General features: G+C 64.1%; 6 protein-coding genes. 1 reads left to right on the plus strand and 5 read right to left on the minus strand.

The genetic code is table 11. The annotated features are described in order from the left end of the window. Positions 1 to 186: 186 nt before the first annotated feature. From WCE35_RS09810 to WCE35_RS09820, 3 genes are all read right to left on the minus strand, one after another. On the minus strand, positions 187 to 987 hold the full coding sequence (locus WCE35_RS09810) for a phytanoyl-CoA dioxygenase family protein (RefSeq protein WP_424593145.1): 801 nt from the start codon (positions 985 to 987) through the stop codon (positions 187 to 189). Positions 988 to 1,089: 102 nt separating this feature from the next. Beyond that, entirely contained in the window at positions 1,090 to 1,764 is a 675-nt protein-coding gene (locus WCE35_RS09815) for a GntR family transcriptional regulator (protein ID WP_424593146.1), read from the minus strand. Between the two features lie 121 nt (positions 1,765 to 1,885). After that, entirely contained in the window at positions 1,886 to 2,698 is an 813-nt protein-coding gene (locus WCE35_RS09820) for an alpha/beta fold hydrolase (protein WP_424593147.1), read from the minus strand. A gap of 152 nt (positions 2,699 to 2,850) precedes the next feature. On the opposite strand from WCE35_RS09820, the gene WCE35_RS09825 reads away from it, so the two are divergent. Then, on the plus strand, positions 2,851 to 3,393 hold the full coding sequence (locus WCE35_RS09825) for a methylated-DNA--[protein]-cysteine S-methyltransferase (protein ID WP_424593148.1): 543 nt from the start codon (positions 2,851 to 2,853) through the stop codon (positions 3,391 to 3,393). Positions 3,394 to 3,453: 60 nt separating this feature from the next. On the opposite strand, the gene WCE35_RS09830 is transcribed toward WCE35_RS09825, so the two are convergent. Further along, positions 3,454 to 4,323, minus strand: a complete 870-nt coding sequence (locus tag WCE35_RS09830; protein WP_424593149.1) for an MBL fold metallo-hydrolase — start codon at positions 4,321 to 4,323, stop codon at positions 3,454 to 3,456. 15 nt (positions 4,324 to 4,338) lie between these two features. Beyond that, complete coding sequence (locus tag WCE35_RS09835) at positions 4,339 to 4,956, minus strand: glutathione S-transferase (protein ID WP_424593150.1); 618 nt, start codon at positions 4,954 to 4,956, stop codon at positions 4,339 to 4,341. Positions 4,957 to 5,192 lie beyond the last annotated feature (236 nt).

Raw genomic sequence — 5,192 nt, forward strand, 5'->3', positions numbered from 1 at the left:
TCGAGGAGGCGGGAAAGGTTCATGTGAATTGATCCCGAATGATTACGTGGAACGTGTCCCGGACGCGGTGCAGCGTGCAACTCTGCTCCGCAGAGCCGGGACCCATGAGGAGGTCAAAAAATGTGGGCCCCGGCTCAGCAGCGCATCATTTCATGCTGCGCTGCGTCCGGGGCACGATGGCTGTGTCTACTCCGCCGCCTGCCTTGGCGCACGCGCGAGCCGCAGCAGCGCGTCATCATCCACGGTCTGGATCGGCGTGAAATCGCGATGGGCGATATATTCCGGCCGGGTGGGGGTGCGGATGTAGTTCGAGACCGCGTTCAGGGTCAGGTAGACGATCTTGCGCGGATAGGGCGTGATGTTGCCGGCCGAGCCGTGCACCAGATTGCCGTGAAACATCAGCATGCCGCCGGCCTTGCCGGTCGGCGCCACGATGCCGCCTTCCTTCACCAGCCGCGTCACGGTTGCTTCATCCAGCGTCCACAGCGGATAGGAGGTGGTGGCGAGGTCGTGCGAGGCCTGCAAGTCGCCGGCGTGCTGGCTCCTCGGCACCAGCATCAAGGGGCCGTTGATCGGCATCACCTCGTCGAGGAAGATCGCGATGTTCATCGCGCGGGGCTGCGGCATGCCGTCGTCGCGCTTCCAGGTGCCATAGTCCTGGTGCCACTGCCAGACGTCGCCGGTGAAGGCGGATTTGGCGTTGATCTTGTACTGGTGCATGTAGACCTTCTCGCCAAAGATCTGCTCCACCGGCTCGATCATGCGCGGGTGCGCGCCGAGCAGTCCGAACGCCTCGTTGTAGAGATGCGCGGCAAAGGCCGTGCGCGGCGCGCCGCTCTTCTCGCGCCAGACCTCGGGGCGGTTGGCGTCGTAGATGCCGACGGCTTCGCGCGCCAGAAAATCCACTTCCTCCTGGCTGAACAGCTCGGGCAGGAACAGCCAGCCCTCGCGGTTGAAATCGTCGATCTGCTGCTGGGTCAGTTTCACGGTGGCTCCTCCTTGATTTCCTGCTTCGCTTTACTTTCGTCTTTCCCCGATGTGCAATTGCACATCATAGCTCGTGACTTCGTCACGCCCCGGAATGACGGCTTACGCCGCCTTGTCGGTCGCCTTCAGTTTCTCTTCCGTCATTCGTCCGGCCGTCTGCGCGTGCGCCAGCGCCGCGGTCTCGGCCGCTTTGGCGTTGCCGGCCAGAATGTGCCCGGCGATCGTTTCGTGCTCGGCCCAGGCGCTGTCGCGGTAATCGAGTTCGGCCAATACGGTTGCCATCGAGCGGCGCATATGCGGCCATTGCGGCGCGATCATTTCCTCGATCGCGGGATTGCCGGCGAGGTGGTAGATCGCGCCGTGAAAATCGACCTCGAGTTCGATCAGCCGCGCCAGCGGCGTCTTGCGATCGATCGCGCGCCCGGCGCGCAGCGCCTTTTCAAGAAGCGCGCGCCCGGAGGCATCGGTCTTGACCCGCCCCGCCGCCAGCCGCGCGGCGAGGCCGTCGATCGCGCCGCGGACCTCATAGAGCTGCCGGATGCGCCGGGGATCGAGTTGCGTCACCTCAAAGCCGCGGCGGCCGCTTTCGGCCACCAGGCCCTGTCGATGCAGCAGATGCAGCGCATGGGACACCGGCTGGCGCGACACGCCAAGCTTGTCCGCGAGCTCGTTCTGCCGAATGCGCCGGCCCGGCGGCAGGGTTCGATCGATGATCGCCTCCAGAATCCGCCCATAGACCTGGTCGATCAGGTTGGGGAGCGGGTCTAGTGGGATCATGGCCGGGGCGTCTCATTTAGAATACGGAATTCCGTATTCGTTAGTGCGGACGGGAGTTGGGGTCAAGGGTATCTGGCGCGGTTTAGCCAAGACAGCTTTGAGGGGAGGGGCCAGTAGAGCGTTATGATGCCGCCAGAAACTCCAGCACGATCTCGCAATATTTCTGCGGCGCCTGTTCGAACATCGGGTGGGTGGTGCCGGGAATCATCTCGGTCCGCGCCCCCTTCACATGCGCTTCCAGCGCGTGCAGTACTTTTGGCAACGCGCCTCTGGTATTGGCGCCGCCGATGAACAGCGTCGGCGTCCTGATCGCCTCGGCATCCGCCCTGGAGAACGGTGGACGCTTGTCGCGGGTCTGCCCGATCAGCGTCACCGCGTTGTCGCGCAGCAATTGCTTCGGCGTCGCCGGCAGCCGTTTCCAGGCGCCGGGGCCTTCGAGCGCGTCTATGAAGATTTCCAGACCACCGTCGATATCGCCCTGGGCGATCACCGCAGCCGACGCCGCGATGCGCGCGGCAAGCGGCGAGGGGCCCGGCTTGAAGTCGGGATCGAGCGTGCCGTCAAGCTCGCCGCCGGGCTCTGCCAGGATCAGCCTGCGCAGCAGATCGGGCCGCCTTTGCGCTACCCGAAACGAGATGTGCCCGCCGCGGGAATGGCCCATCAGGTCGACCGGTTTTATGTCGAGCTTCTCGATGAAGGCGATGACGTCGTCGACATGCTGGGCGATCGAATAGGTGCCGCCGATCCCGTCCCAATGGTCGGGAAAGAAGTGCCGCAAGGACAGCGCGATCACGCGATGCCGGCGCGTCAAAGGACCCAGCACCGCCGACCAGATCCGGAAATCGCTCAGCGAGCCGTGCACGCAGACCAGCGGCGGGCCACGGCCGATGTCGAGATAGGCCATGTCGTATCCGTTGACGTGCAGGCTTTGCATGGGGGCTCGTCGGGCGGTGAGAGGGAGGGCTGGCGTGTCGTCGATCTTGCCAAGTTTCCCCGGAATCCGGGTGGATCGCAACAATCTCCAAGCCCATATTGCAGCATGCCACCAGGCTCTTGAACGGGGAGCCACGGCATCTGGAGCCAGCCATGACCGGTCACCATTATGCGATATTCGACACCGCGATCGGACCTTGCGGCATCGTCTGGAGCGAGCGCGGCATCACCGGCGTGCAACTGCCGATGGGCAGCGAGGACAAGACCCGCAGGCGCGTCCGCCAGCGCGATGGCGATGTCAGCGAGGCGCCGCCGACGGCGGAGGTGCAGCGCGCGATCGAGGGGATCATCGCGCTGCTCAAAGGCAAGCCGAATGATCTCGCCGAGGTCGTGCTCGATCTCGACGGCGTCCCCGAATTCAACCGCGGCGTCTACGACATCGCGCGGACGATTCCTCCCGGCAGCACCATGACCTATGGCGATATCGCCAAAAAGCTCGGCGGCGTCGAATTGTCGCGCGATGTCGGCCAGGCGCTCGGGCGCAACCCTTGTCCGATCGTGGTGCCCTGCCACCGCGTGCTGGCGGCAGGCGGCAAGCCCGGCGGCTTCTCCGCCAATGGCGGCGTGGTGACAAAGCTGAAGATGCTGGCGATCGAAGGCGCGGTGGTGAACCACACGCCGAGCCTGTTCGACTGAGCGGAAACGTCTCCCTCGCCCCGCGCTTGCGGGGAGAGGTGATAGCAGCGCGGCGTCGGACTAAACCGCCTCGCAGGAAAATCCATTTCCGGAGCGCCGTATTTTCCCGGCGGAAGGCGAGGGGAAGTGCGCGGTGCAGCACAGCGTATCGGTGTCGCAATAGCGCTCCAGAAAAATGCGCCGGGTCGTCGCCGCCTGCGCCTGGTCGACGTCGAATTTCGGCGACAGTTCGGGATAGCGCGCCTGCAGCGGCGAATGCATCAGGTCGCCGCTGAAAACCGCGTCGTCCCTGCCGCGGCCGAAGGTGAAGGCGACATGCCCCGGCGTATGGCCAGGTGTCGGCAGAATGCGCGCATGATCGCCGATCTGGTAATCGTCGCGGACGATTTCGGCCTTGCCGGCCTCGACGACCGGCAGCACGCTGTCGCCGAACGGCGGCACCGGCGTCCTGGCGTGCTGCCCGGTCCAGTAGTCGAACTCGGTCTTTCCGAACACATGGCGCGCGTTCGGAAAGGTCGGCACCCAGCGGCCATTCTCCAGCCGGGTGTTCCATCCGACATGATCGACATGCAGATGCGTACACATCACATAGTCGATATCGTTCACCGCGAAGCCGGCCGCATTCAGCGCGCGCATATAGGTGCCGTCGGTCTTCATGTTCCATTTCGGGCGCAGCGGCCGCGGCTTGTCATTGCCGATGCAGCTATCGACCAGAATGGTGTGATGCGGCGTCTTCACCACGTAGGACTGGAAACACAGGATCAGCACGTCGTCGGCGTCCAGCGCGCCGGATGCGCGCATCCACGCCCTGTTCCCGGCGAGCAGGTCCGGCGTCAGGCCCGGCAGCATGTCGAGCGCCGGCAGGAAAGCGGTTTCCTGCTCGATGATGCGGTGGATGGTGAGGTCGCCGACGGCGAATTTGAGGCTCATGGATGTTCCTGACGGTTAGGCCGCCGGCGGCGCCGAGATTTTTACCGAGGGCCGCTCCAGCATTTTTTGATGGAACGCATCGAGCTTTGGGTAGGCCTTGCGCCAGCCGCAATCGGCAAAACGGAAATCGGCATAGCCGAGCACGCAAACAAGCGCGATCTGCACGATATCGAGCGGCCGCGACGCTACGTCCGGCGCGTTCTCGAACCGCGCCATGCCGGTCCAGGCCCGGTTCCAGTGGTCGTCGGCCCATGCCTGCCATTGCAGCCCCTGCGGCCGCACCATTTTCTCGTAGCGGCACAGCAGCATCGAATCCAGCATGCCGTTGAGCAGGGAATGGTCGCTCTTCACCTTCCACCGCGTCGGGCCGGAGGTTGGGATCAGCTTGCCGCCGCCGGCAAGTTCGTCGAGATATTCTGTTATGACGTAGGAGTCGACGACGACCTCGCCATTATCCAGGATCAGCGCCGGCAGTTTCTTCAGCGGATTGATGTCGCGCGCATACTGGTCGTTGGGCTGGCCCGGCGCGACGGTTGCGGCGACGAATTCGATCCTGTCGATCAGCCCGGTCTCGATCGCGGCAATACGTACCTTGCGCGCGAACGGCGAGGCGGGGGAGAAGGTGAGTTTCATGGGAATGTCCCTAATGTGGCACCAACAATGAACTGTCATTGCGAGCGAAGCGAAGCAATCCATATGGCCGCGAAAAAAGCTGGATTGCTTCGTCGCTGACGCTCCTCGCAATGACGGTGGTTGGCACCGAGAAGTTCGGCCGCCCTCACGCCGCGACGATCTCCTGCCTTTGCTCGCCGAGGCCTTCGATGCCGAGCGTGACGACATCGCCGACATTGAGGAACTTTGGCGTCGGC

Origin of the sequence: Bradyrhizobium sp. (genome assembly GCF_049691595.1) — a bacterium.
Lineage (GTDB): Bacteria > Pseudomonadota > Alphaproteobacteria > Rhizobiales > Xanthobacteraceae > Bradyrhizobium.

Coding starts and splice junctions, on each gene's coding strand:
- WCE35_RS09815 (WP_424593146.1), bottom strand. CDS start 1,764: ATGATCCCACTAGACCCGCTCCCCAACCTGATCGACCAGGTCTATGGG.
- WCE35_RS09825 (WP_424593148.1), top strand. CDS start 2,851: ATGACCGGTCACCATTATGCGATATTCGACACCGCGATCGGACCTTGC.
- WCE35_RS09830 (WP_424593149.1), bottom strand. CDS start 4,323: ATGAGCCTCAAATTCGCCGTCGGCGACCTCACCATCCACCGCATCATC.
- WCE35_RS09820 (WP_424593147.1), bottom strand. CDS start 2,698: ATGCAAAGCCTGCACGTCAACGGATACGACATGGCCTATCTCGACATC.
- WCE35_RS09835 (WP_424593150.1), bottom strand. CDS start 4,956: ATGAAACTCACCTTCTCCCCCGCCTCGCCGTTCGCGCGCAAGGTACGT.